This window comes from Bacillus sp. TH19 (genome assembly GCF_016651075.1).
Taxonomy (GTDB): Bacteria; Bacillota; Bacilli; order Bacillales; family Bacillaceae_G; genus Bacillus_A; species Bacillus_A mycoides.
The window spans coordinates 17541-41942 of sequence record NZ_JAEKEO010000016.1; the positions used below are offsets into that span (position 1 = coordinate 17541).

General features: G+C 32.9%; 26 protein-coding genes and 6 pseudogenes. 6 read left to right on the plus strand and 26 right to left on the minus strand.

Annotated features, from left to right (window positions below; all coding sequences use genetic code 11):
- Positions 1-65: 65 nt before the first annotated feature.
- The 4 genes and pseudogenes from JFU54_RS29995 to JFU54_RS29190 all read right to left on the minus strand — a co-directional run bounded on the left by JFU54_RS29995 (position 66) and on the right by JFU54_RS29190 (position 2213).
- A complete protein-coding gene (locus tag JFU54_RS29995; protein ID WP_002012970.1) occupies positions 66-539 on the minus strand; it encodes a hypothetical protein in 474 nt (157 codons plus the stop codon).
- A 39-nt stretch (positions 540-578) separates the two neighbouring features.
- A pseudogene (locus tag JFU54_RS29180) lies at positions 579-1090 on the minus strand (DUF6609 family protein).
- Between the two features lie 377 nt (positions 1091-1467).
- On the minus strand, positions 1468-1776 hold the full coding sequence (locus JFU54_RS29185; protein WP_000447767.1) for a YxcD family protein: 309 nt from the start codon (positions 1774-1776) through the stop codon (positions 1468-1470).
- A complete protein-coding gene (locus tag JFU54_RS29190; protein ID WP_002032604.1) occupies positions 1764-2213 on the minus strand; it encodes a hypothetical protein in 450 nt (149 codons plus the stop codon). Before JFU54_RS29190 ends, JFU54_RS29185 begins: the two co-directional genes overlap by 13 nt.
- A gap of 257 nt (positions 2214-2470) precedes the next feature.
- On the opposite strand from JFU54_RS29190, the gene JFU54_RS29195 reads away from it, so the two are divergent.
- Both JFU54_RS29195 and uptA read left to right on the plus strand, forming a co-directional pair.
- Complete coding sequence (locus JFU54_RS29195; RefSeq protein ID WP_002085036.1) at positions 2471-3235, plus strand: DUF1836 domain-containing protein; 765 nt, start codon at positions 2471-2473, stop codon at positions 3233-3235.
- 345 nt (positions 3236-3580) lie between these two features.
- Positions 3581-4186 (plus strand): undecaprenyl phosphate transporter UptA, encoded by a 606-nt coding sequence (uptA, locus tag JFU54_RS29200; protein WP_201067705.1) that lies wholly within the window; start codon positions 3581-3583, stop codon positions 4184-4186.
- Between the two features lie 45 nt (positions 4187-4231).
- Here the strand turns inward: uptA and JFU54_RS29205 are convergent.
- Positions 4232-4711: pseudogene (locus tag JFU54_RS29205) on the minus strand (DinB family protein); the annotation flags it as partial.
- 145 nt (positions 4712-4856) lie between these two features.
- Here JFU54_RS29205 and JFU54_RS29210 point away from each other — a divergent pair.
- Complete coding sequence (locus tag JFU54_RS29210; RefSeq protein ID WP_201067709.1) at positions 4857-5081, plus strand: hypothetical protein; 225 nt, start codon at positions 4857-4859, stop codon at positions 5079-5081.
- Between the two features lie 47 nt (positions 5082-5128).
- On the opposite strand, the gene dltD is transcribed toward JFU54_RS29210, so the two are convergent.
- The 7 genes from dltD to JFU54_RS29245 all read right to left on the minus strand — a co-directional run bounded on the left by dltD (position 5129) and on the right by JFU54_RS29245 (position 11481).
- Positions 5129-6310, minus strand: coding sequence for a D-alanyl-lipoteichoic acid biosynthesis protein DltD (gene dltD, locus JFU54_RS29215; protein WP_201067711.1), 1182 nt, complete (start codon positions 6308-6310; stop codon positions 5129-5131).
- Between the two features lie 335 nt (positions 6311-6645).
- Positions 6646-8268 (minus strand): peptide ABC transporter substrate-binding protein, encoded by a 1623-nt coding sequence (locus JFU54_RS29220; protein ID WP_201067713.1) that lies wholly within the window; start codon positions 8266-8268, stop codon positions 6646-6648.
- Between the two features lie 20 nt (positions 8269-8288).
- Complete coding sequence (locus tag JFU54_RS29225) at positions 8289-9290, minus strand: C40 family peptidase (RefSeq protein WP_201067715.1); 1002 nt, start codon at positions 9288-9290, stop codon at positions 8289-8291.
- Between the two features lie 39 nt (positions 9291-9329).
- Entirely contained in the window at positions 9330-10391 is a 1062-nt protein-coding gene (locus JFU54_RS29230) for a dipeptide epimerase (protein WP_201067717.1), read from the minus strand.
- Between the two features lie 104 nt (positions 10392-10495).
- Positions 10496-10822: a DUF3870 domain-containing protein gene (locus JFU54_RS29235; RefSeq protein ID WP_002012954.1), complete on the minus strand. Its 327-nt coding sequence runs from the start codon at positions 10820-10822 to the stop codon at positions 10496-10498.
- 88 nt (positions 10823-10910) lie between these two features.
- On the minus strand, positions 10911-11186 hold the full coding sequence (locus tag JFU54_RS29240; RefSeq protein WP_201067719.1) for a hypothetical protein: 276 nt from the start codon (positions 11184-11186) through the stop codon (positions 10911-10913).
- A complete protein-coding gene (locus JFU54_RS29245) occupies positions 11125-11481 on the minus strand; it encodes an FtsB family cell division protein (RefSeq protein WP_002085024.1) in 357 nt (118 codons plus the stop codon). The genes JFU54_RS29240 and JFU54_RS29245 overlap by 62 nt, the downstream gene beginning before the upstream one ends.
- A 288-nt stretch (positions 11482-11769) precedes the next feature.
- Between JFU54_RS29245 and JFU54_RS29250 the strand changes: the two genes are divergently transcribed.
- On the plus strand, positions 11770-12696 hold the full coding sequence (locus JFU54_RS29250; RefSeq protein WP_201067721.1) for an aldo/keto reductase: 927 nt from the start codon (positions 11770-11772) through the stop codon (positions 12694-12696).
- Positions 12697-12745: 49 nt separating this feature from the next.
- Here the strand turns inward: JFU54_RS29250 and JFU54_RS29255 are convergent, their stop codons facing one another.
- The 8 genes and pseudogenes from JFU54_RS29255 to JFU54_RS29295 all read right to left on the minus strand — a co-directional run bounded on the left by JFU54_RS29255 (position 12746) and on the right by JFU54_RS29295 (position 17572).
- The gene (locus tag JFU54_RS29255) at positions 12746-13342 is read right to left on the minus strand and encodes a DJ-1/PfpI family protein (protein WP_033709175.1); all 597 of its coding nucleotides are present in this window, start codon (positions 13340-13342) and stop codon (positions 12746-12748) included.
- Complete coding sequence (locus JFU54_RS29260) at positions 13339-13830, minus strand: ankyrin repeat domain-containing protein (RefSeq protein ID WP_201067723.1); 492 nt, start codon at positions 13828-13830, stop codon at positions 13339-13341. Before JFU54_RS29260 ends, JFU54_RS29255 begins: the two co-directional genes overlap by 4 nt.
- A 384-nt stretch (positions 13831-14214) precedes the next feature.
- On the minus strand, positions 14215-14445 hold the full coding sequence (locus JFU54_RS29265; protein WP_000789035.1) for a hypothetical protein: 231 nt from the start codon (positions 14443-14445) through the stop codon (positions 14215-14217).
- 166 nt (positions 14446-14611) lie between these two features.
- Positions 14612-15112, minus strand: a complete 501-nt coding sequence (locus JFU54_RS29270) for an invasion protein (RefSeq protein WP_002012946.1) — start codon at positions 15110-15112, stop codon at positions 14612-14614.
- Between the two features lie 209 nt (positions 15113-15321).
- Positions 15322-15536 (minus strand): annotated as a pseudogene (locus tag JFU54_RS29275) (hypothetical protein).
- Between the two features lie 193 nt (positions 15537-15729).
- Positions 15730-15993, minus strand: coding sequence for a hypothetical protein (locus JFU54_RS29280; protein WP_201067725.1), 264 nt, complete (start codon positions 15991-15993; stop codon positions 15730-15732).
- Between the two features lie 142 nt (positions 15994-16135).
- Positions 16136-16698: pseudogene (locus JFU54_RS29285) on the minus strand (AAA family ATPase).
- Positions 16699-16813: 115 nt separating this feature from the next.
- Positions 16814-17572, minus strand: a complete 759-nt coding sequence (locus JFU54_RS29295; RefSeq protein ID WP_201067729.1) for a class I SAM-dependent methyltransferase — start codon at positions 17570-17572, stop codon at positions 16814-16816.
- A 203-nt stretch (positions 17573-17775) separates the two neighbouring features.
- On the opposite strand from JFU54_RS29295, the pseudogene JFU54_RS29300 reads away from it, so the two are divergent.
- A pseudogene (locus JFU54_RS29300) lies at positions 17776-18053 on the plus strand (hypothetical protein).
- Positions 18054-18131: 78 nt separating this feature from the next.
- Here JFU54_RS29300 and JFU54_RS29305 read toward each other — a convergent pair.
- The 3 genes and pseudogenes from JFU54_RS29305 to JFU54_RS29315 form a co-directional block, all read right to left on the minus strand.
- Entirely contained in the window at positions 18132-19943 is a 1812-nt protein-coding gene (locus tag JFU54_RS29305) for a Xaa-Pro dipeptidyl-peptidase (protein WP_201067738.1), read from the minus strand.
- A 120-nt stretch (positions 19944-20063) separates the two neighbouring features.
- Positions 20064-21439: pseudogene (locus tag JFU54_RS29310) on the minus strand (sensor histidine kinase).
- Complete coding sequence (locus JFU54_RS29315) at positions 21432-22079, minus strand: response regulator transcription factor (protein ID WP_000865958.1); 648 nt, start codon at positions 22077-22079, stop codon at positions 21432-21434. The pseudogene JFU54_RS29310 and the gene JFU54_RS29315 overlap by 8 nt, the downstream one beginning before the upstream one ends.
- Before the next feature lie 121 nt (positions 22080-22200).
- Between JFU54_RS29315 and JFU54_RS29320 the strand changes: the two genes are divergently transcribed.
- Entirely contained in the window at positions 22201-22617 is a 417-nt protein-coding gene (locus JFU54_RS29320; RefSeq protein ID WP_201067740.1) for a hypothetical protein, read from the plus strand.
- 44 nt (positions 22618-22661) lie between these two features.
- Here the strand turns inward: JFU54_RS29320 and JFU54_RS29325 are convergent, their stop codons facing one another.
- The 3 genes from JFU54_RS29325 to JFU54_RS29335 form a co-directional block, all read right to left on the minus strand.
- On the minus strand, positions 22662-23159 hold the full coding sequence (locus JFU54_RS29325; RefSeq protein ID WP_016091565.1) for a DinB family protein: 498 nt from the start codon (positions 23157-23159) through the stop codon (positions 22662-22664).
- 97 nt (positions 23160-23256) lie between these two features.
- Positions 23257-23682, minus strand: coding sequence for a GNAT family N-acetyltransferase (locus JFU54_RS29330; RefSeq protein WP_374101010.1), 426 nt, complete (start codon positions 23680-23682; stop codon positions 23257-23259).
- A gap of 130 nt (positions 23683-23812) precedes the next feature.
- On the minus strand, positions 23813-24402 hold a 590-nt coding region (locus tag JFU54_RS29335), incomplete at its 5' end, for an HAD family hydrolase (protein ID WP_201067742.1).

The window sequence follows — 24402 nt, forward strand, 5'->3', positions numbered from 1 at the left end:
CCTTTTTTATAATTTTCGTACTACATCTAGTATTTCTGTTACGTCAATTACAGGAACCAAAGGTATTACCTATTTTTTATTCCGACTAAAACTTTCGATATCGAAATCCATAAATTTATAAACATTAAAATTCCGCAAATATCAGCGACAATTACATACAATCCTATAAATTGGTTTTCAAAGTGGAACAACGGAGTGTAATAAATGGCCATAATTAAGGATATAACCATTGAAAAAAGAAGCAGTTTTTTCCTAGTTATCATATAAATACAATACAAAAACGTATAATAGGCCCAAAATTGCGCAGCATACCATGCATGAGATAGTCGAATACCTGTTTTCGTGTGCAAAGTTGTTAAAACCAGTATGTATATTACAAGTAATGCAATTACTGGTGCAAATCTAACAAATTGCAAAAGATTTATTAAAAAGCGTTTTTTTGAACTTAGGTGATTTACTTCGTATTTAAACATCTGTTTCGTTATATAATGAACAAAAAATATTAATCCTACACTAATAGCTAACATAAAAAACATCATTACTACGCCTTCTTTTCTAATGTATTAATCAACTGTATTTTAAAAACCAATAGGACTTAACCTAATAAAAATTACACCAACTAAAATTTTCACTAAACCATCTATTACAAAAAATACATCTAGATTTACGTTGGTAATGATTAATCCTATGAATGAATTGAATATTAAAATAACGGACAGCAAAAACATCATTTTTCCATGTACGGGAATAAACATTAAGAAATGAATACCTACAGCTAAAAGAATTAATAGCCAGCAATTTCTATAATCATCGCCGACAAAATGAAAAATGAGAAAAACTAAAATAGCCAAAAGCATCATTGAAAAATTAGCCAACTTTTTTGTTCCGATGTTCCAGAACCAACTGCAAATTTCTTCCTAGTTTTAGGGTTCAATTGCCATATCATTCCTAATGTATAAACAATAATAAAAGGCCAAACATTTGGATAGCCGTTATGTTTTATTAAAAGTAAAAACATTGCTACTCCAGCAATTATTAGCCAAATCCCATTAATCTTTTGTCTAGGATACTTGTAAGTTTGTATTTCCATGTTCCGTTCTCCTTTTTCGAACTTTTCTAATATTCTTGATATAAATATTTTTTTACCAGAAGCCTTATGAGCAAATTCAGCTAAATTCAAACCATCATTCTTCTACCTCGCTTTGAATAATAAAATATAAGATTTCTGAAATATCATATCAAATATAGCTGTGATTTATTTGTCGTAATTCGTCGAATAGATAAATAAAAATCGTTTTATGTCAAAAATATTTTTTATTTGGATAGCCAACTTTGAATTAGGTAGATAAAATGATGCAAATACTAAATTGAAGACACTTGAAATACTGGATTTTATTCTAAAAGAAGAAACATACTAGCAATATTAATCCAAATAAAAAACTGTTAGAGCATACAGCTCTAACAGTTTTATTGTTCATTATTATTAAATTTCGCTAATGCGTAAATGCCTTCTTCATCATCTAATTCAAGTTGCAATCTTGCTGCAAATGAATTGACGTTGTATTCTCGATCAAGCAACAAGCGTAGTGCTTCGATTAAGTTTGCTTGAATTAAAATTTGCTGGCGACCATTTACCTCTACTTCTGCAGAGAAACCGTAGTCATCATCATACATTAGTTCAACTGAAACTTCTTCTGGACCAACTTGTCTTTTTTCGGCGATATATACGCAAAGCGCATTTATAAGTTCTTGTTCAGAAATTTTTATTGTTTCCATGCTACTTCATCCGCCTTTTTCTTACGTTGGTCTTTGAAGTATTTAAATGCACGAACTGCTAACATTACGATACCAGCCATTACTAACATATTTACCATAAACGCTAATACAGAACCAAGTGCTCCCATATTTGCAAATAAGCTACCCATTAGTAAACCACCAAGACCACCTAGTAATAAGCCTTTCATAAAACCACCTTTATTACTTTTTGGCGCTGTGTTTGTTGCTTTTGTTTTTGAATCAGTTGTCGTTTTTTGTGAATTCACATTAGAATCTTTTTTGTTTAAATCAACTTTTGACTTTTGACCTGAACTTGGTGTATATGATTTTTTACCAGATTTGTAACTTTTCGCTGCCGCATGATCTACGAACATAAAGCTACTAGCCCCAAAGATAACCATGAATGCTGTCATTACTGCTACAAGTTTTTTCAACATATTATATCCATTCTCCTTTTATATAGATATATGTGAAATCTATCTTTCTAGTAAATTCAGAATGATAGATTTGTTTTAAAACCATTTTAAAGGTTCTTATGAACTTATTATATGAACTTTTGTCGAAATATGCAAGCATTATTTACTTACGACAATTTCATGACATAGGAAAAATTAAGCAAAACGGAATTGACTTTAAATGAAACAAAACATATTATAAGTTCATAAGAACTTTTTATAATTTTGGAGGTGAAAAGATGGAAACATTTCATCTCACACGAAACGAAATGGCAACGCTCCTTCTATCACTAAGAGGATGGAATACGAAGAAGCCTCTCGGCATTTTACAAGAAGCTTGGGCAAAGTCACATAAAAAAGATATTGAAAGCGGACAAAGCGTTACTGCTTTTATTACAACCGCACTTTCACCTATTTTTGAAAAATTGATTAAGATTGACGATACGGATGTCGGTTTTTCTTTAAATGAAATAGTTGCGCTTGGCAATCAGATTGAAAACACGAGTTTCTCTGTAACTGCTATGCAAAACTGGGTGAAACGAGATATAAAAGAAATGATTGGCTCACCTCAAAAAGGGAAAAAATACTCAATCGAACAAGCAGCATTACTATTCATTGTCGAAGATTTAAAAACAGCGCTTGATTTTGAATCTATTCGCAAACTATTACGACTCATCGTAAATGACCCGGCCGATCGAAGTGATGATTTAATTAATCCTCTTCATTTATATGTAGCTTATTCTTCTTTATTTGAAGAACTGAATCAAGGGAATTGCTTACAACTAAATGCTACAGATACAGTTCATACGATCGAAAATATCGTAAAAGAAAAAGCTGATAAAATAGCAAGTAAGTTCGATCAAATTAATAACGAACAACGCGAAGCAATTCGTAACGCTATTATTATCGCCACACTTTCTGTACATACCGCTTATGTACAAATGCTAGCGAAACGATATGTGACAGCAACATTATTTTTACAAAATTTAGATGTGAAACCTTAAAAAACAGGAGCAGATTTGCTCCTGTTTTTTTATATCAATATATCTTTTGTACTATTAAGCTCACATGAAATTCGAAATTGCCCTTCATGAACTTTTTCGGAGACTAAAAAAGTTTTATGTAGACACCTTTATTCTCACTAATATATGAGAAATTTTTAATAATCTTTTCATTATCTCTTCATGAAAACTGGGCTTATATCCTTTACTATAATACTTATGAGAGACATAAAAGAATTGAAATGGTAATCCACTATATAAATAAGGTATAATCTACATATAGTGAACCTTTTACATTGTTAAATAAAGGGGCTTATATTCAAAATTCATAAATTAGAAGGTGCAACAATGTTAAGTAGTTTTATTCATTCAGTATTAACATTTTTTGAGGGATTAGGTTATTGGGGCATAATGCTTGGACTTATGATTGAAATTATTCCAAGTGAGATTGTCCTTGCTTATGCGGGATACTTAGTATTCAATGGTAGTATCTCATTTGTAGGCGCAGTTATATTCGGTACAATTGGTGGGGTTATTGCCCAAATCTTTGTTTACTGGATTGGTCGATATGGTGGTCGCCCTGTATTAGAACGTTACGGTAAGTATATTTTCATACATAAAAAACAAATGGATGCTGCTGAAGATTGGTTTAATCGTTACGGAACTGGCGTAATTTTCACTGCACGTTTCATTCCTATCGTTCGTCATGCGATATCAATTCCTGCTGGTATTACAAAAATGCCATTACTACGTTTCACTACATTAACAGCACTTGCGATCATCCCTTGGTCTATCATTTTCATTTATTTAGGTGAGAAACTAGGTGAAAATTGGGAGAATATTAACGATATTGCTGGACCGTATGTGAAATCGTTCGCTATCGGTGGCGTTGTACTTATAATTTTATATTTCGTAATAAAAAAGTGGACAAAAAAACGTAAAAATCTTGCTTAAGATTATAATAAAAACCGCTATAAATTCATTAAGAATTATAGCGGTTTTATTATCGGCTTGATCATGTATTAGAAATTGTATTATTTCTTTTTTATGCTTTAAGTCATGCTCGATAAGTGATGAAAAATAATTATTTAACCTCAATTTTTTTGTGCCAAATTGATAGTCATTATTAAAATCCCGAGCAGGAATTCGCTCAATTTGGTCTACTAATTGTTTACGAGTAAAGCTAAATTGATCTATTAATTCTTCTTTTGAAATACCAGACCTTGCATATTTTATTGCACCCTTATTCATTTCCTCAACATCTGTTGGAACGATATGTACAGATTTCCCGCTTACAAAATATGAAATTCTATACTTCATTAAAAACTCATCCCAAACAATAAAATGTGAAATTACATCCGCAATTGCCCATGAACCTTTTTTAAATGGTTGAAACCATTTATCCTCCGATATTCCATTCAATGTTTGGCACCATTCTATTAGATTTAACTTTTCTTCCAGAATCCTTCCTTTCTCCATAATGCACTCCTCTTCCACACTAATAATTCATTCATATTAATGATTTCTAGACATTTCATTAAAACACTCCAGTCTAAGATTTACATGGATAAGCAACAATTCCACCATAAAATACGTATAGTAACTCAAAAAGGATTGATTCCCTATGCATTGGCAGCAAAAAATACCATACTTAATCGGACGCCCTGTTGGTGTTTCTCTCATTAATGGGCAAGGGACATCCGGCGTTTTATGCGGCGTTCAAAATAATCAATTATTTGTTTACGAATACCTTTACCAAGCCCAGTTCGCCATGAAACATTATGACTTTAGACAAATTCAAGATATACACGCCTTTCCAAATTGCCCACACCAAAATCCTCTATACTAAAAAACAGGAACGGCTTTATTGCCATTCCTGTTTCTATTGTTTATGCATTATTTTTCAGAGTAAAACTTCTGCACTGCTTCATCAAAATAGATCCATCCTTTCCAGCCTAAATGAATCGTATCTTTTAAGAAATACTTATCATATTCATGGCTAGAAAAATCGACTACTGGGTATCCCGCTTTCTCAACTTGATCGCGAACCTTATTGTAATACACATCACGACGTTCTTTTGGGAAACCAGCGTAATCATACCACGGTCCGTTTACAGGCACAGAAATAAAGAGTGGTTTTACATTTTTTTCTTTGAAAAGATCTAAAACAATTTGTAAGTCATCATATTCTGGTGAATCATCATACGATTCATTTGCTCTAAAGTTTTTTAAACCTTTTAATTTTTTCTTTAAATTATGTTTATAATAATATGGATTTTCAATTCCGAATGTATTTGTTGTGGATCCTACTTTACCTTCTTGTTCCGCATGTTTACGTGCATCTTCCCAAGAAAGCGAACGTAATCCCATATTTGTTTCCTCTTTCATCGGTTCGATCTTAAATAAAGAGTTAAATAAATCTCGATGATCTAAAATGTTCCGATACATATACACTAGCGGTTTAGCTAGTCCAGCTTTTATGTTATGTTTTGTATCGTTATATACAATACTCTCTAGCGAACTACTTAATATCGCATCCTTACGAACAACTTTATAATCTAGTAAACGTTTCGCGATTTTTTTCTTCATTTCAGGCTTTATTTCGTCATTAAAAATAAAGTGATAGGCTTGTTGTTTGGAGAAATTATTTGTAAAATCCCCTTGTGATACACCGGTTTTTGTAAACCATTGTGGTGAAAGAACAAAGACTACCTTTTTACCTTCTAATTCATCCATTGTAGACGTCATATTTAATATATGAGCCAAGCTTTGCGTACCACCAGTCCCTATTAAAAATGGAGTAAAACCTACTGGATTTACTTTAAAATAGTTAGATGGATGATATGCATCCATTCGTAAAAACTCTGATGAACCATACATCGGTAAATACTGCGAATTCTCTAACATTTTCTGTTGCAAGAAAACACTTTGTAATTTCTCTTTTTGTAAGGAAGTTGCTGCATCTTCTATCTTTTTATCGCTTATTAGTGACACTAAACTCTTAGATGGAATAAGCAATACAATGAAAAAGAGTACACAGGCTAAAATAATTGGTCCGAAAGCATGCTTCATCTTCATCGTTTATTCCTCTTTCTATTGCTAATAAATTGTAACCCTTGTTTATGACACGTCATCATTTTTCTCCTTTTTTCTATACATGTCCCATTCTATTTATCTATTGTATACATGTATGTATTCCTCTCTTTTCTCTGCAAATTCATACATTCATAGAGAAAGAAAATGTTTCCAAAGAAACATGTTAATTATACAAGATTCTACATAAATTTCACACTGGAATTTATGTAATAATTTTATTTTTAAGCTATGAAAAAACTTATAAAATGTCTATAATTCATTTGAATCTATAAGAAAAAACAGACTATCACATACGTGAAGTCTGTTTCTCCATCACTTTATTTTTGTACATCTGCCCATTTTAAACTTGTAGCTGGACCGAATTGATGTACATATAATTCTTTCACATATGGTTTTTGTAAGTAAGAAAGACCGCGCTGGAATACTGGTGCAATTACCGCATCATCAAGGAGCACTTTTTCCGCATCTTGCAGTGCTTTCCAACGAGCTTTTTCATCATTACCTAATTCTGTTTTAATCTTCTTAATTAACGCATCATATTCTGGATTTGCATATCCTGTATTATTTACGGTACTTCCCGAAAGGAAAACTTCTAAGTATGTCATTGGATCTGGATAATCAGGTAACCAACGTGATAACGACATTTCGTATTCTTTTTTCTTCTCTAACGCTAATTTTTGCGTATGTGGTTGTAATTTCACAGTTACTTTTAGCCCCGGTAAGTTTTTCTCAAGCTGTTCTTTAATATATTCGCCTACCTTTTTAAAGTTCTCTAAGTCATAGTTTAATAGTTCTAACGTCACTTCATTTGTGCCTGTCTCTTGCTTCGCCTTTTCCCAATATTCTTTCGCTTGTTTTACATCCGTCTTATTAAACTCACCTGCCGTACTTCTAAAATCTTTCTTATCTGGTCCTTTTAAAAATCCTTTTGGTACGTAATAATTCGCAGCAACTGATCCGTCATTTAAAAATGATGTCGCCAAGCCCTTTTTATCAAACACTGTACTTAGCGCAAGACGTGCATTTTTATTTTTAAGAATCGGCACATTTTCATTGAAACGGAAGAAATACATAACCGGATCTGTATATTGTTTCAGCTCTTTATTATTTTTATATTTATCTACGAATTCTGTTGAAATGACAGCTCTATCAACTTTATCTGTCTCATATAAATTTACCGCAGTTGAAATTTCTTTAACAATTTGATAGTTTACTTCATCTAACTTCACTTCTTTTTTATCCCAATATTTATCGTTTTTCTTCATTGTAAAGCTCGCTTCGTGCTTCCACTCTGATAATGTAAACGGCCCATTATATATCGCTTTATTTGCCTCTAACCCGTATTTATCACCTTGCTCCTTCGCATATTTTTCATTAATTGGATAGAAAGATGGTAAAATGAGTAGTTTCGTAAAATACGGTACAGGATGTTCCAGCTCTACAACGAACGTTTTATCATCCTTTGCTTTCACACCTAATTCTTCTAAGCCTAATTGTTTCTTATTTATCTTCTCCGCATTTTTCACATCGTACGCGATATATGCATATTGAGAGGCTGTATCTGGATTTATAAGTTGCTTCCAAGCATATACGTAATCATGAGCTGTTACTGGATCTCCGTTAGACCATTTCGCATCACGCAAGTGGAATGTATATGTCTTACCATCTTTACTCACTTCATATTTTTGTGCTCCCGCTTGAATCACTTCATCATTTTTCGATAAACGGAATAACCCTTCCATTACGTTATTCAAAACGTTAAATGATACCGCATCTGTTACTTTCCCTGAATTTAATGATGGAATTTCACCTGTTTCTAATAGTTGTAATACTTTCTTCTCATCTTTCGGCTTTGTAGCTGTTTTTTCTTTAGCACAGCCTACTAAAAATGAAGATACAAGTAGAGTACTAACTAATGAGTAGCGAACAACCTTCTTCATATAAAGCCCCCCTATCTTTTTTAAGGTAAGTAACGACGAGCACCAGCGTATTCTTCTATATATCCTGGTGTATTTAGCGGTATAATTTCTACCGATCTTTCAGCTCTTGGTGAGTGAATCATATTTCCATCACCAATATACATGGCAACGTGATGAACACTACCTTTTCCTTGATTATGTGCAAAGAATATTAAATCGCCCTTTTGTAGGTTTTCTTTATCAACCGCAATTCCTGCTTTTGATTGTGGCCCAGAATCCCTCGGTATTGTAATGCCATGTGATTTATAAATCGTATGTGTAAATCCAGAGCAATCAAATCCAAAACCACTTGTACCAGCCCATATATACGGTAATCCTAAAAACATTTTTCCGGTGTTTATTAAGTCATCAGCGGTTGGAGTCGGAATATCATTTTGAGAATGGTAAACAGTCCCATCATTTTTCCGTAGCCACGCCTTCTGACCATTTGGCAACAATACGCGGTATGAGATCGTATCTTCACTTAATAGCGGTAAACGCGTATTATAACTGACTTCAAGCGATTTATGTTTTTCAGAAGGGTTAATATATACAATTGCTGTCGGTTTCGTTACTAATACAAAAGCTTCGTTTGTTTTATCTGCAAATTCCTGATTATACGTTAATTGTTTTTCGGGCATCCATCCCGGGTAACCTACTTGGTTTCTTGGTGTTGGCTGACCGTGGACTAATACTTTCACCCAGTCACCTTTTTTATCAACAACCGTTACTTCTTGACCGAGTAGCGCTTGCGTTTCTAATTTATTTGCACTCGTTAACCAAAGCTTCTCATCTAGCGTCATTGATTTCGTCCACTTCCATAAATCAACTGGATTTGTCGCACTCGGTGCATCAATTGGTCGTAATGAATCTGGTGCAGTCCATAACGTTGCAGCAGATACATCTATAAATGCTTTACTATCCTTCTTCTCTTCAGCATTCACCGAAGTAAACGATGAAAATATAAATAAAGTTGTTAAAAATGCAGTTCCTACTTTTTTCATATATATCCCCCTTATAAGATAGTTTACTAGGTACTACTTCTAAGATTGTATATTCACTATAGAATGTAGGTTTACCTTTGGACCAGTGTAAGTCATCCCTTCTGGCTCTTCTACTAACCATAACGGTGCATCAAGATCAAAGTAATGAATATTCGGATGTGCCGCAGCTAAATGGGCAACAGCGCTAACTGAAAGTGAAGGTTCCATCATACTTCCAACCATACATTTCACACCTGCTGCTTCCGCAATATCTGCAATTTTCCATGCTTCTCGTATGCCACCGCATTTCATTAATTTAATATTAAGTAGGTCTGCATATCCTCCTTGGACAATCTTTAATGCATCGCTTGCCGAAAACATACTTTCATCTGCCATAATAGGCGTTTGTACATTGTCCTTCACGTACTTTAATCCTTCCCAATCTTTCGCATGAACTGGTTGTTCTACAAATTCTATATTTAAATTTCTATTCTCCATTTCTCTAATAATAGAAACCGCTTCTTTCGGTTTCCATCCTTGATTTGCATCTAAACGTAACGTCGTATTCTTTGGTACTACATTTCGAATTGCCTCTATGCGTTCTAAATCTAAATGTGCCTCTTTACCCACCTTAATTTTTAATGTTTGGAATCCCTTTTCGATATGCTTTTTCGCTTCTTTTGCCATTAATAAAGGCTCATCCACACTTACTGTAATATCAGTATGAATCTCTTTCTTCCCACCTAACAATGCATATAACGGTATGTTGTGAAATCGACAATATACATCGTATAAAGCCATATCTACCGCCGCTTTCGCACTTGTATTTCCTATACAGCTCATTTGAGTGTGTAACAATAACGTTTGAAATTGCAGCACATCTTTATCAACTAATACGGAGCGAATTGGCCCTAATATTGCTTCCTCAATCCCGTTGGCAAAATCACCTGTAATAACCGGTGTTGCTGCAGCAGCTCCTTTTCCAACAATCCCTTCATCTGTATGAATAAACACATCTATACTTTCGATTTCCGTTACAGTGCGAAGCGCAGTTTTAAACGGTGTATGAAGCTTTACATGTCGGCGGTTTACCTTCACATCGGTAATTTTCATTTTGTTCATCCTTTCATTATTTATAGAGTGATACTTTAATATCCAGGTGGCTTTTCCGTTAATATGAAACAAAAAAATCCAGCCATAAGAAGATTCTTACGGCTGGATTTTGTCTATGAATGGGTAGACAAAGCAGCGATCTGATTATATTTTTTCTGTGCATCCTTTAGCGCTACAAGTAGCGCCTTTTGAGACGAACCGAAGTACCGATTTTTTATTTCTGTTACTAATGCTGGGTCATTAATATTTTTATGTAGAAACAAATATTTAACAAATTGAGATGTTAATGCAATTGTGGCTGAGCAATCTGCATCTACAATTTCCCCTGTATCCTTCTCAAGTACAAATGCTACAAAATAACTTTTGAACTTTTCAGTAATGGGATTATTTTGAGGTGCTTTCGCATCCCCTACGACGTAAATTGTATTTGAAGCGTACACAGCTATCTTCCTTTCTTATACGAGGATAACGGTTTTCTTAACAGACGTATAAGCTGTTAACTCAACGTTGATTAAAAAATGTATCCGCTTACCTTGTATTATATACAATTGACAGAATTTTAACAATATTTATTTTGACATATATTCCATAATTATGAAAATCTCTTAAAACAATTAAAATTGGCTCAAACTTCTCATTTTTACAATATGTCATTGCTCCTTGTACCATGACATTCACACTACAAATAACTTTTCCCTCATACATCAAAAAACAGTTAGCTATCGCTAACTGTTCCACCACTTCACTTTGGTAATACGAATATTGTTTCGTTTGACTTAGAAAATTGATACTCTTTTCTAGCAAACTTTAAAATCTCTTCTTCATTATCGGTTAAATTCTCAATGTTAGTCTTTAAAGAACCTTGATCTTTCTTTAAAGAAACTAATTGTTTCTTTTGATTTGTTATTGTATTTTTTTTGCCATTAATTACTTCTTGTTGTTTCGTTAAAATATATTGAACGTACAAAGTAGTCGCAGCAATAAAAATGAACATGAAAATAAAACGCCTTAACTTCTTCTTATTTATAGTTCGCTTGTCGTTAGGCTGTGATAGTTGCTCTGGTATATTAGGAACATTGACTCTTTTGAGTTTCCTCATTTTCAAATCCCCCTAACCCATATTTTCTCACTACCATAGGCACGATCTCTTACTAACTTAAATTCTATTCTTATAAAATAACCTCCTTCACAAAAAAATCTCACAAATTAACCAATTAGAGATAGCGTTCGACGACATCTCTGTATTTAAAATGAGAATTTTTATTTATGCTGCTATAAAATAGTAGTTTATGTTATTCTTTTTCCCCAATTGTAGAAAACATTTTTACACATATAAATTCTAGTTTTGCATACCGATGTTATAACATGCTTACAAGGAGGAAAAATGATGCACTACCGTACATTAGGTAAAACTGGAATTACTGTTTCTGAAATTGGCTTTGGAGCGTGGGCGATTGGCGGCGATGAATGGGGTCCTGTTAACGACAAACAATCTATAACCGCTATGAAGAAAGCAATTGAATGTGGCGTAAACTTTATTGATACTGCTGATGTATACGGATTAGGACATAGTGAAAGGTTAGTAACTCAAGCGATAAGAGAGCACCGTAATAATATCGTTTTATCAACGAAAGGCGGTTTAATTGGGCATCACTATGATCCAAGTGGAGAGCCTGTTTATAATACTGCAGAAAAAGTGATCGCAGTATTTGAAACTAGCTTACTGCGCCTAGAAACAGATTATATTGATGTTTATTTCTGTCACATTTGGTGGGATAAACAAGAAGAAACAGAAGCATTTTTACGAGCATTTGAAATATTAAAACGGGACGGAAAAGTAAGAGCTGTTGGTGTTTCAACTCACGACATACAATATATAAAACACTTCAATAAAAACAATGAAATTGATGTTGTGCAACTTGATTACAACATATTAAACCGAAAACCAGAAAACGACATACTGCCCTACCTACAGGAGAACAATTTAGGAGCTGTTATACGCGGCCCTTTAAAAATGGGGATATTAACTGGAAAATTTACAAATAAAACAACTTTTCTTGACGGAGATTTACGCAAAGAATGGCCAAAAGAAAAGTGGTTTCAAGAAGATTTACAAAAAGTAGAGAAACTACGATTACTCTCAAATAAAAATCAAACCTTAGGGCAACTTGCGCTTCGTTATGTCCTCACTCATCCAGCGGTATCGGTCGCAATTCCTGGCGCAAAAACAGAAAAACAAGCGAAAGAAAATGCAAACTCGTCTATCCGTCCGATTCTTACAGATGAGGAATTAGCGCATATTCAGTCAATATAAAACAAGACGAGCAGCTGGAAATATCCAACTGCTCGTCTTGTTTTACTTTTTAATATTGTAAATCAATATCATATTCCATCATCTTCGCTGTTTCTTCAGCAACCCGAGCACCCAACAAATTTCTCACAATGTGAAATGACATATCAATTCCAGCTGAAATTCCTCCAGACGTAATAATATGCCCCTCATCTACAAACTTTACATTCTCTAATACTTCCACATTCGGAAAATCATTTCTAAAACTTTCAATACTTGCCCAATGTGTTGTCGCTTTGAAGCCATCGAGTAATCCAGCTTTCGCAAGTAAAAGCGCACCCGTACAAACAGAAGTCATTAACTTTACTTCTTTCATTTGCTCGCGGATCCAATTTGTTATTATTTCATTTTTCATTTCGTTTTCTCTAACACCTAATCCACCAGGAATAATTAAAATATCAACTGGAGGCAAGTTTTCGATACTATAGTCCGGTTGTACCTTTAATCCATTTCTCGCTGTAACCATTTCTCCATCTTGACTAACAGTACGAACTGTAAATAGTTGACCTTCACTTGTTGCTGTAACGGAAAAAACTTCAAATGGACCCGCAAAATCTAACACTTCCACTTCATTAAAAAGAAAAATCCCTACATTCCAGTGGCTAATCATAAGCTCACTTCCTCTTGCAAATGATGTAATAGGGATTCATACCCTTTTTCTAAAGCAATATCATATGCGGTTTTCCCATCATTTTTCTTAATCATTTTATTAGCACCATTTTCAAGAAGTAATATAATGATTTCTTCATTTCCTAATAACGCTGCTTCATGAAGTCCTGTCCAGCCACCACTTTGAACTGCATTCACATCTGATCCCTTTTCAATTAAGAAAGCTACAAGCTCGCTTTGTTTGTTCGCAATTGCTGCTTGAAGTGGCGTATTTTCATTTTCGTTTTTTGCTCTAATATGTATATCTGCACCCTGTTCTAAAAGGAAGCTTGCTAGTTCTTTCTGTCCAAAATAAGCTGCTAAATGAAGTGGTGTCCAGCCCTCTTCACTAAATTCGTTAACAACACTTGGATCCGTATTAATGATTTCTACTACCTTTTCTTTTTCCCCGCTTATGACTGCTTGTGATATTGATATGATTTGTTTCATAATGAACCTCCATGTATACAAATATTAAGTATCCCTTAATAAATTCCATTAATAATCACATGTTCCTTTCTAAATAATTAAGTTTACATAATAATATTATTTTTATAATTCGCTATCCTAATAAAAAAACAACCGACTCTAATGAGTAGATTGTTTTTGAATTTCATTTTTATAATTGTTTAAAAAAATATCATTTTCACTTACAACTAATAAACATTAATAAAAATGAAATGAAATTATATATTTAGCAGCCATAAACTCTTTATATATCAAAACCGGCTATTTACTTAAATTAATAGTTTTTTATCGTTTGAAAATAAAAATGGAATTTATCCTTACATTTGAAAAATACATATATAGCAAGAATCTATAGCAGTACTCTTATCATACTAATCTATAACAATTCTGCCTTCTTCCCTTACCTGTATCCTTTAAAACATAAGACTTTAAAACGAGTGCTGTTAGTGAATCTGTTAATGTTTTATATGATAAATTTGAAAGAGCTAATAGATCGTTCGTATATAACATTCTATGCTTCTCTAATAATAATAGTACTAAGCGTTCTGACGGTTTTAATGTTTCATCACTTTCTAGTATAAAATCTATATTTTTCATATCCCTACTTCTTACTCCTTATATAAAAAAATGATTTTAGTAGTTATTTAATATAAAAATACTACACAACAAATTTGAAGATATATCGAAATAACATAACACCCAAACACTTTTATACTATAACATAAAAAAGACATTTCCCCAAATTGAAAATGCCTTTTTATATCTACTTCTCTTTTTTATATAATTGATATGATTGTTCTAGCCCTTTATTATATTTCGTATTATTATCTGTCCATTCTCCCCCTAAGTTTCCTGGCCACCCTGATGTATTAGCAACATATTTAAGCAACTCCCAATCCTGCAGTCCTTTTTTCACACCACGTTCATACGATTTGACCATACTTGAAATTGCTATCGTTGTATTTATACGCGAATCCACTAAACTCTCTTCCGATAATTGCGCTGGTGCTAATCCACCACGATGTAATTGGAATAATCCGAAAGATGTTCCGTTATCCCCTATCGCTTTTCGATCAAATTTTGTTTCATGATCAGCAATAGATAATGGTATCCAATCTGGAATATCATACCTCTTTGCAACTTCACTAATTACTTGTTTATTATTTTTAATCTCTTTCTGCTTTTCATAGTTAATATAAATTACATAACTTAAAGTAACTAACGTAAATAATATGAATATATATTGTAGTGCCTTTTTCATCATTTCATCTCCTGCTTTGTATATGTTTCACTTTCTATATACACTATAAGACTTTTATGTGACATTCATTTGACAAAATGATATTAATTATACATAAACTGTTACAGTTTTAACTATCAATCTAAAAACTACAATTCTTCTAAAAGACTCCTCCAACACATAAAAACAATCAGCCTTTCATGTATAGTACATGAAAGGCTGATTGTTTTTCACTACACTTTTTTATGTATACAGTATATCCCTCTATAACAAAACAAATTGAAATTACTGATAAAATTGTACCTTGGATTTCATAAAATGCAGTAAAGAATTTTCCGCTTGGTCTATCCCAAATTTCTAATGAACCCGCGTAAATTGCGAAAGTTATATATGTAAGGTCAAATAGGAGAATTCCCGAAAGAACATAGGTTACTCCACTATTTTTCATTATTAGCTCACCTCCATTAATTTGATTTGTGAATAAAACAAAAAAGACCTTTATACGTTAAAGATCTTTTTCATCTTATTTTTGTTAGAAAAACGCCAGAACCTAAAACAAAAACTCACTTTATTATACGTATCTCCATATAAAAATTAAAGACTATAAGGTTACCAGCGTCTTCTCGATTATCATTTTCACATTAAATGTTTCTTGCAATATGCGGTTTACTATAATGGCTTGTTCCACCACCGCCTACTATTACTTTACCGCCTTTTTCGAAGATTAATAATTTACTTGAACCATCTGAAAGTAAAACTATTACTTCAGCATGATCACTTGTCGCTACATAGATTACATAACCACTTTTTGAAATACAAGTTTCCCAATTCTCATCAAATTCTGATCTTACAACTCGATTAGAATACACTTGATTTTCGATTCTTCCTTGTTCTTCGTTTTCCAAGTTTATTCCTCCCACTTCTCTAAAGTGTCATTTATAGTAAAATAACAGCCCATTTTAAATAGTGACTGACTTTAACATAAATAGTATATGTAGTTAGTAGGAGAATGCTTGGACAATGAAAACGTAACAGCATTTAAGTATTTTACAATCGGAATTTTTCCTTAATCATTACAGCTACTTCTTTAGCACTCAAATGAGTATTATTAATTTTTATGTACTCTTCTTTTTCAATTTCATCATGAAATGAATTTAATCTATGTTTTTTCATCGTTTCTTTTAAATTTTTTTCAGACCATTCAATGTCTCTTTTTTTCGGTTTATGCTCTAGTCTATGTGGACTTTTATTTCGCTCTAATCTTTCATCTAATTCTGCCTCGAGCTCTACAAAATATACTGCTGCGCCTTTTGATTCAAAAATACTTACTACATGGTTTATGTACTCCCAAGCCGATTGAAGGTCAAATGCCCATACATATGTAAAAATCATTCCGTATAAATCACTTTTAGACACTTCTTCAAACAGTTCATTACGAAACAAACTTACTAACCGTTGTGCTTCCGCTTTGTACTGTAATCAAAAAACGAGCTAACAAAATCAATCGTCATATGATTATGAAATAGCTTTAAATCAGTTATTTTTTCTAACTCATGCCCGACCGTCATTTTCCCGACTGCTTGCGGGCCAAATATTAAGATGAATTTCATTTGTTTGCCTCCGATTTTTCTCTATAAACAATGAAATAAAACATATCCTAAAATTGAAAATAAGGCAGTCGATGTTGTGTCGATTGCCTTATTTTCATGAATAGTTCCTATATTATTACTTTCGTACAGCTTCAAAAGTAATAATTTGTTCTGCATTTGACGGTTGCTTTTCATAAACATAGTCAGCAGAGCAAGTAATGTCAGTGAAACCTATACTTTCTAAAAGGAGCTTAAACTCTTCTATTCCATACCACCGCATTGCAAAACGTTGTAGTTCAGTTTGTACTAACTGTCCTTTACTCCATTTTTCATATTTTAAATATGATACAGTTACTTGGTTAAGCCAATCTATTTCAATTGATTTATTTTCTAATGTAATTCCGTCCCCGCTTGGCAGAGAAAAAGTCGATGTATGAATCTCACCCGTCTTCCAGTCATATGGAAACGCAAGATCTACAATTAAACGCCCACCTAGATTAAGATGTCGATAAAAACATTTCAGAGCATTTATAGAATCATCACGATTTTCAATTAAACAAAAGGATCCAGTAGGAATTATTATCGCTTCATATTTATGTGGCAGTGAAAATTGTTGTAAGCTTCCTTCATATAAATTAGGATGCAAGCCTCTCTCTTTACACCGCATACGGCAAGAATCTAGCATTTCAGGCGAATAATCTATCCCATCAACTTTAAAGCCAGCTTCAAGAAATGGAATAATGACACGTCCCGATCCTACTGCTGCTTCGAGAATTCTCCCTTTACAACTTTTTAAACGATCTTGATAATATTCAATATCACCTTTCAAAGAGTAACCGACAGGTTTTGTGAAATCATATAATTCCGTACAAAGTGTACTATAATAACTAAACATTTATTTTCTCCTCCGTTTTATGTGTACGGAAGATTCTAATTTACTTAATCTTTCCGTACCTCAAATTTTAATGAGAATTCGAAAGAGCTGACTGTCATAATATATCACTCGCTTTCTATAGAATATAATCATATTGTATAATATTCCCTTCAAAATGAACATATAGAAACCAAAATTCAGACTTATACTGAAAGGAGGATATGATGAATTCATTAATTGGATTTCTTTTTCTTCTTATCGCTATTAATGTTCTAATTTTCTTTATAGCAAAGCAGTGTAAACGAATATGGAAAATAGCCAGTGGTATTTTCATTCTTTCTTCTCCCATTTTCTTCTTTGCCACTTTGCACGTAATGGGAAAAAAAGTAGGAGATGATTAGCTGGAGGTTTTGCCGCTTTTACCTTTAGTGGCCTTTTAATCATTAATGCAATTTTTTTATTTGTTGTAAATATTATTATATCTACCAATAGAAATGCATAATACACTCCCTATGTTTGTAGGCATTTCTATTTCAAAATTTAAAGAGCTTACTATAGTAAGCTCTTTATCAAAAACTATTTATTTCACAATCGGCAATGTCACTTCACTCAATTTCACCGTTAGCTTCGTTCCTGCTTTCGGTCTAATTGTATAATCGTAATCACTTGCGATTAAAACGACCGCCATTTGATGCCCTACTTTAAATACATAATCATCTGGCTGCATGTCCCATGTAAATGTGTAATCTTTACCAGGTTGAATCGCTGTTGAATTTTCTATACTATTTAAGTTTTGAGGATCCATCCAACCTCTCGTTACAATTTCAGGCCTCGCTCCGCCATAATCAACGAGTAAAGCTGTTAAATTCGAAACAGATCGATCAATATTTCCTGTTATTGAAATTTTAGGCGTACCACTTATTCGCATATCTTTTTGCAGTACAGGCATTGTATATACTAATCGATTCGCTATTTCTAACTCAGGGTTTTCTACTAGTTGATTTGACTTTATTTTAGCATCATCTACTAATGAGAAAACATTGTTTACTGATCCCATACTTAATGGTAGATTGACTGCTTTATTACTTAAATACATACGGACTTTTGATGGTACAGCTGCTGGATCTGGCCAATTTTTTATTTTTTGCCACGATTTATTTTCACGTTGTACATCTACCATCGGTTCATCCATAATTCCATTTTCAATTCCATATAGCCAATAATCGAACCATTTATTTTGGGTTTGTTGCCAGTTATTACTTGATGTTCCACCATGTCCACCTTGATGTAACCACATTTTACGAGGAACATTATTTTTGCCAAGAGCTTCCCACCACTGTGCGAACTGCTTCGTTTTTACATTCCAATCATTTAAACCGTGAACAACAAACACACTAGCCTTCACATTCTTAACATCTTTTACATAGTTACGTTTATCCCAAAAATCGTTATAATCGCCTGTTTTACGATCTTGTCCAGCTGTTAGTTCTTTAATAATTTGCCCGCAAACTTCAGGGTTCTTTCTTGTTAGTATTGCTTCTGCCATATTATCTGTATCTTCTCCCTGATATCCACCTGGCGCAATAACCGCCCCATTTGCACGATAATAATCATACCAGCTACTAATCGCTGCGATTGGAATAATTGTTTTTAACCCTTCCACTCCTGTCGTTGCGACAGCATTCGGTAACGTACCATTGTAAGAAACTCCTGTCATTCCTACATTTCCCGAAGACCAATTTGCATTTACTTCCTTACCATCCTCTGTATATGCTTTCGCACGCCCATTTACCCAATCAATGACAGACTTCGTCCCTAGTATTTCTTGTTCATCTCCAGTTGTCGGACATCCATCTGATTTTCCAGTTCCGATACTTTCGCCTAAAATGACTGCATATCCTCTCGGAACATAATAATTACCATACGACCCAAGATTAACTGCCCCATACGGTTTTCCTTCATACGCATACAATTCTTCATCAACATTATAAACAGGAACATCTTTTAATCCTGATCGATATGGACTCATTTCATAAATAACGGGGACTTTCACATCTGAGTTCGTCTTTGGACGCATAACCTTTACTGATACACGATCTTTTTTACCATCACGATCACTATCAACTTCTGTCTCTACAAATAGATTTTCTACGATGGCTTCATCAAGTGAATAGATTGGCTTCGTCATCCCATTTTCTAATTCAATTTTCGTATTTGACATTAAACCCTCTGAAATTTGACCATTTAACATAACATTTTTGTCTTTTACGGAGCTCCCTTCATTTTCTTCTGCATGTGCAGTCATACTAGAAACTCCTGAAGTAATTGTTAAAGATAATATAGTCGATAGTGTAATTGCTATTTTCTTTTTTTCATGCCCTTCCCTCCCCATATATTCCTTCTTTTACTATACATTAAAAATGCAGAAAATTCAGTTTATATTTCGTAGAAAGTTGAGAAATTTGTAAAACATTCGAATCTTTCAAGATAATAGAAAAGGAACTAATAACAATTAGTTCCTTTCTATATACATATAAAATTGTATTTCTCCATCTTCTACCGAAACTCCGTATTCAAAACCATGTCTTTCTAATATACTTTTTACAATCGCTAATCCTAATCCAGTACCTGATTTTTCTTTACTGCGAGAAGAATCTAATACGTAAAAAGGCTCCCAAATTTTATCTATCTCTTTAATTCCCTCAGCAGCAATACCATTTTGAATTTGAAAATACACAATGCCATTTTTCTCTTCTAATATGATTTTTATATTTTGATTCGTTGTATATTTTATCGCATTAGAAATTAAATTTTGAAAGACCATTCTCATTTTATTTAAATCAGCATAAACAATCGTGTCACCAACACTATAGTTCACTTGCAACTTGAGTTCTTTCGACTCCAGTTCAATCTTATGCTTATCTATTATACTTTGTACTAGTGGTTCAATAGGGAATTCTTCTTTTTGTAAAATATCTCTTTCTAGTTTAGAAAATCGCAATAACTCTTCAATTAAATTTGAAATTTGATCTGTTTGTTTAATGATTGTATCAACATATGTGCCATCATCTAAACCGTCTTTTATTCCCATAGAATATGCTTTTACTAATGCGATTGGTGTTTTTAATTCATGAGTTACATCGCCCATAAATCGTTTTAAGTGGTCATTTCGATCTGTTAAATCTTGATGTGCTTCATGTAATTTATCACTCATAATGTTTATACTATTTGCTAAATCACCTATTTCATCATTCGTTTTAACTTTCGTCCGTTTAAATTTCAGACGTGAAATATCTTCTGCGACATCACTCAATTCATTCAGTGGCGTAGTGATTGTTTTTGAAAAATCCAGACGAGCACGATAATAAGAAATAGTGAGAATCCCAAAATGTATAAATAAAATGAGTTAAGCGTTTTAATTACTTCATTTGAATGTGCGATAGAAACTCCTACTAAAATCAACATATCATCTTTCGCAATGTATTTCGCAAAAAAAATAGATTTTATCTTTTCTTGATCATATATTTTATTCGATTGTCCGAGGTTCTTCACTTTCGTAATTTCTTCTTTTGTAATCCAAAGTTTATTCAATGCAACTCTCTTTTTTGTAAGTTGCATGCGTAATTCTTCATTAATAGCATCTTCTGAACTATTTATTGATGTATAAGCAATCGTAACATTACCTTCATTTTCAATACGATTTATAGCATCATCCAGCTCTTTACGCGGTATTGACTGGATTTGCGCTGTAATGCCTTCTAAGCTTTCACGTGTTTTGTGCACATTATATTTTGGTAAAAAATAGTTAATTAATAATAAAGAGATGGCAAAAATAAGGATGACTGTTAAAGAGATGCTGAAAAATAACTTTTTACCGAGTTTATTCACACTCTTCCTCCAAACTGTATCCTAAACCGCGATGTGTCTTTATAATATTTTCTCCTATTTTTTTACGTAATCTTCTTACATGCGTATCAACCGTTCGCTCTTCCCCAAAATAATCAAATCCCCAGACGATATCTAACAACTTTTTCCTCGTTAAAATCGTGCCTTTATGATTTAAAAAGCACTTTATTAATTGTAATTCTGTCTTTGTAATGTCTAATTCTTTCTCATTTTTATATACTTTATTTTTGGTGAAATCTATTTTTAAATCTTGAACTTGAATAACATCTTCATGCTGTACAAGTTTTTTCGCTCGCGTAATTAGCACTCCTGGGTGAAATGGTTTTTTCACATACTCATCTGCCCCGCTTTGAAGAGCTGCTAATTCATCTTCACTTTCACTTTTCGCAGTAAGCATTAATACTTTTACACTCGAATTCTTTTTTATTTCCTGACAGACAGTAATACCACTACTTTTCGGCATCATCCAGTCTAAAATAGCTAGGTCAATTTTCTCATCATAAAATATTTGAAGTGCTTCCTCTCCATCTTTTGCTAATAAAACTTCGAAGCCTTCTTTTTCAAAATACGCTTTTAAAATTTTCAGCATATCTTGTTCATCATCCGCGATTAATACTTTCATTACATTTCCTCCATTACTTATAAACAAATATCAATTTTATCATACAACTTCTTTGTTACATCAATGTGACATAAAAATATTTACAACGTTTGAGGGTATAGTAAGTGTGAGGTGTTGTTTCATGTTCAAAAAAATAGGAGTCATTACTCTTCTCTTCTTTTTATTATCAACAAATGCGTTCGCAAATACAAATAAACAAATTGAAGTATTTGATTGTAAAAAAGAAATGGTCGTTCAAAAACAATCTTTAGATCCAGCTATTCAAAAAGAAGCTGTTCAATATGCTAAATACATTACTGGCCCGTTCAAAAACTTAAACGTCGTTCCAAAAGATGGTCACATGATAAAAATCCCTTTATCTAAACCAGTTTCTATTACAAATCAATGGTTACATACAACAATTGATGAGGTACTTATTCTTCTCCCGCTTAATGAAAAACCTTATATTATGCTTTACGATGATGAAAATAATCCGCATTTTTATTATGTAAAAGGTAATCCGAAAACTTTATTGAAACAAATGAATGTTAAATTATAATTAATTAAAGATCCCGCAAGTATCATTCGCGGGATCTTTCTTTATCAGTTAACAACTTGATTTTCATTTAAAAAATTAATAATCTGCCTTTTGTGATGGTTATCGTGATCTACGAATTCTTTAATAATATATATTAGAGAGTACGGCATTCCAGTATGAGGACAATATGATACTCCATTGGCAGTTAAATGTTCCTTTAGCTTTCCAATAGACAGTCGGTTAAGCTCTTGAACAAGTAAATCTCTTTTAGCTTGTGCTTCTTCAAGAAGTTTTATCTTAGATATACCTGATTTTGCATAATTAGAGGCTTGTTTATTATATGTATCAAAGTCAGGGAACTCCATTCCCTGTCCATCTCTCACTGATGATAATGTCTCACGTAAAAGATAGTCATCCCAATTCATAATATGAGATACAATCTCACCAATAGTCCATTTCCCCTCTGATATTGGCGCTGTCCACAATTCTTCTTTCATACCTTTCAATGTGGTTATCCACATTGAATAATCTTTAAAATCATTAATAATTTTATTTTCTCCCATCATCTAATCCCCATTCTAATAGTAGATTCAAATAAATTATACCATAAATCTACATAATACAGAACGAACGTTCTCTTGGGGATCAAATAATAATTCACTACATCCTTTTATCTAAGTTTAGATAATGGCTTGTTCCTACATACATTTTCCCTTTCGCAAATCCACTCGAAGTATAAAATTTATCCCCCTGTTCTGTATCTGTATGTAAGACAACAATAGTAAAATAGATTTTTGCATCGCTTAAGATTCTCCCTAACAGTAACTTTCCTAATCCTTTCCGCCGGTAATCTTTTGCAATATAAAATCTTCTTAATCGACCAATCTTATTATTTTTCGTATACGGATCTTGATTTAATCCTCCAATTCCAATTAACGTATCCTCTCGAAAGATTCCATATAAACATTCACCTGTTTTACTAAACGTATTTCTTTTACTTTCATATTCATTTATTAGTTTTATTAAGAAGTTAAATCCTTCTTCTTTACTTTCCTGGACAAGGTGATTGACCTCATATTTTAGCAAATCTCCAATTCGTTTTATTTGTATATTTTCCAGCTTACTCCCCCACTTTCTCTATCCAAATGTATCTTTTTAAAAAATAAAAATGCCCAAGAATATATTATCCTGAGCATTCATTTGAATGTGAACTTATTCATTTTGTTATGTACGTATTCTTCAATTCTGGTAATATCCCCTTCAGTTCCATTAAATCATCAATTACTAAATCAGCATGAGCAAGCTCATCTTCTTGTGCAAAATCAAAATTACATCCAATCGCAATTAAACCATTATCTTTTGCCGCATTAATATCCGATAAACGATCCCCAACTACCGCTGCCTCTTGTATATCATACTTCTTCAAAATACCTTTAACTAAGTCACCTTTATTTAGCGAGTGTATTTGTTCAATACTGAATATTTCCGTAACCCATTGGTCTAAACCATAATAAGATACGATTGCCTGTAAATATTCCGTTAAACCATTACTAGCAATGTAAATGGAACAGTTATTTTCTTTTATAAAACTAAAAATTTCCTTTACATTCGGATATAAAGCACCATTTCCGTTCTTTATATTTTCAATTAGTCTTTCTAAAAAATATGCATCTGTTTGTTCCCTTACTTCATTAGAATAATTAGGTAATAAAGCTTCCCAAACTTTAGGTAAAGGTACACCCATAATTTCACGATATTTATCAATTGGTGTTATCGTATTCCATAATTGTAGTGACCGTAAATGAT

What these genes read in the sequence shown, in the direction of transcription:
- JFU54_RS29190 (WP_002032604.1), bottom strand. Translation starts at nt 2,213, where the DNA reads ATGTTGAAAAAACTTGTAGCAGTAATGACAGCATTCATGGTTATCTTT.
- JFU54_RS29260 (WP_201067723.1), bottom strand. Translation starts at nt 13,830, where the DNA reads ATGAAACAAATCATATCAATATCACAAGCAGTCATAAGCGGGGAAAAA.
- JFU54_RS29305 (WP_201067738.1), bottom strand. Translation starts at nt 19,943, where the DNA reads ATGGGGAGGGAAGGGCATGAAAAAAAGAAAATAGCAATTACACTATCG.
- JFU54_RS29245 (WP_002085024.1), bottom strand. Translation starts at nt 11,481, where the DNA reads ATGAGGAAACTCAAAAGAGTCAATGTTCCTAATATACCAGAGCAACTA.
- JFU54_RS29315 (WP_000865958.1), bottom strand. Translation starts at nt 22,079, where the DNA reads ATGAAAGTATTAATCGCGGATGATGAACAAGATATGCTGAAAATTTTA.
- JFU54_RS29210 (WP_201067709.1), top strand. Translation starts at nt 4,857, where the DNA reads ATGCATTGGCAGCAAAAAATACCATACTTAATCGGACGCCCTGTTGGT.
- JFU54_RS29255 (WP_033709175.1), bottom strand. Translation starts at nt 13,342, where the DNA reads ATGATTAGCCACTGGAATGTAGGGATTTTTCTTTTTAATGAAGTGGAA.
- dltD (WP_201067711.1), bottom strand. Translation starts at nt 6,310, where the DNA reads ATGAAGATGAAGCATGCTTTCGGACCAATTATTTTAGCCTGTGTACTC.
- JFU54_RS29225 (WP_201067715.1), bottom strand. Translation starts at nt 9,290, where the DNA reads ATGAAAAAAGTAGGAACTGCATTTTTAACAACTTTATTTATATTTTCA.
- JFU54_RS29250 (WP_201067721.1), top strand. Translation starts at nt 11,770, where the DNA reads ATGCACTACCGTACATTAGGTAAAACTGGAATTACTGTTTCTGAAATT.
- uptA (WP_201067705.1), top strand. Translation starts at nt 3,581, where the DNA reads ATGTTAAGTAGTTTTATTCATTCAGTATTAACATTTTTTGAGGGATTA.
- JFU54_RS29230 (WP_201067717.1), bottom strand. Translation starts at nt 10,391, where the DNA reads ATGAACAAAATGAAAATTACCGATGTGAAGGTAAACCGCCGACATGTA.
- JFU54_RS29265 (WP_000789035.1), bottom strand. Translation starts at nt 14,445, where the DNA reads ATGAAAAATATAGATTTTATACTAGAAAGTGATGAAACATTAAAACCG.
- JFU54_RS29195 (WP_002085036.1), top strand. Translation starts at nt 2,471, where the DNA reads ATGGAAACATTTCATCTCACACGAAACGAAATGGCAACGCTCCTTCTA.
- JFU54_RS29320 (WP_201067740.1), top strand. Translation starts at nt 22,201, where the DNA reads ATGTTCAAAAAAATAGGAGTCATTACTCTTCTCTTCTTTTTATTATCA.
- JFU54_RS29270 (WP_002012946.1), bottom strand. Translation starts at nt 15,112, where the DNA reads ATGATGAAAAAGGCACTACAATATATATTCATATTATTTACGTTAGTT.
- JFU54_RS29325 (WP_016091565.1), bottom strand. Translation starts at nt 23,159, where the DNA reads ATGGGAGAAAATAAAATTATTAATGATTTTAAAGATTATTCAATGTGG.
- JFU54_RS29295 (WP_201067729.1), bottom strand. Translation starts at nt 17,572, where the DNA reads ATGTTTAGTTATTATAGTACACTTTGTACGGAATTATATGATTTCACA.
- JFU54_RS29220 (WP_201067713.1), bottom strand. Translation starts at nt 8,268, where the DNA reads ATGAAGAAGGTTGTTCGCTACTCATTAGTTAGTACTCTACTTGTATCT.
- JFU54_RS29185 (WP_000447767.1), bottom strand. Translation starts at nt 1,776, where the DNA reads ATGGAAACAATAAAAATTTCTGAACAAGAACTTATAAATGCGCTTTGC.
- JFU54_RS29995 (WP_002012970.1), bottom strand. Translation starts at nt 539, where the DNA reads ATGATGTTTTTTATGTTAGCTATTAGTGTAGGATTAATATTTTTTGTT.